The sequence below is a fragment of the Rheinheimera sediminis genome, from assembly GCF_004005375.1.
Classification (GTDB): Bacteria; Pseudomonadota; Gammaproteobacteria; order Enterobacterales; family Alteromonadaceae; genus Pararheinheimera.
The window spans coordinates 1-878 of record NZ_RZUF01000075.1; the positions used below are offsets into that span (position 1 = coordinate 1).

The following is an 878-nucleotide window of genomic DNA, read 5'->3' on the forward strand; positions in this document are numbered from 1 at the left end:
ATAGGTGTTCACTTTGGGGCAGAATACGCAGGTAACATCAAAGGAACGCAAATCAGCGTCTGTGACACTGTTGCTTATCTTGTTGGTTGGGGGAGATTAGTATTAAAGTGGCATATTTTGACATCCAGTGGTGAACCAGTTGAGTTTCCTGAAAGGGGCTATAAATGGAATCAACTGGGCTTACTTGCTGTCAGTTTTCACGAAAAGTACAGTAACTGGCAATTCAACGATTTACTTAATGAACTGGACTCAACGATAAACGAACTAATCGCGTTAGTTTCAAGTTTGAGTAACGATCAATTGTATGGAAAAGCCTGGTACGAAAAATGGACGCTTGGTCGCATGATCCAGTTTAATACAGCGTCGCCAATGAAAAATATGCGCGCCAAAGTCAGGCGTTTCAATAAAAATAATGGTTTGCAGTAAGGCATAACAAGGCCCGGCAGTAGGCAGCCTCTGGCTGCTGGACTCGCTTCGCTCGCCACTGCGGGCATCGTTATGTTTAAGGAGAAATCGTGAAGTATATCTGCGTTTTATTGATGTTTTTTTGTGTTTCATGTGCTTCTAATAATCAAGTTTCTAAATCAGAAGAGCTCCCTGTTAATGTCGAATGCCAAACTATCGAAGAGCAGAGAGTTTTAACGAAAGCTGATGAAAATGAATTAGAAAAAAATTGCGAAGAGCATCCTTCGAATCCAATTGGGGCAATAATTCAAAGTGGTATATCAATTGGTATATTACTTGCGTTAGTACTTTAAACATAACAATCAGCGCCATTTGGGGCCTCCGGCCCCTGCGACGCTCACAAGTTCGCGCGCTTGCGCGGGACGTTAAACAGATAGAGGAGTAGATCTAGTGTTATCACCTCGCACGATCCG

General features: G+C 42.7%; 2 protein-coding genes. Both read left to right on the top strand.

Annotated features, from left to right (window positions below; all coding sequences use genetic code 11):
• The coding region (locus EMM73_RS19800; protein ID WP_222422715.1) for a ClbS/DfsB family four-helix bundle protein at positions 1-426 on the top strand (426 nt) is incomplete at its 5' end.
• Between the two features lie 89 nt (positions 427-515).
• Positions 516-758 carry a hypothetical protein gene (locus EMM73_RS19805; protein ID WP_127688482.1) on the top strand — a complete coding sequence of 81 codons (243 nt, stop codon included), beginning with the start codon at positions 516-518 and terminating at the stop codon, positions 756-758.
• Positions 759-878: the final 120 nt, after the last annotated feature.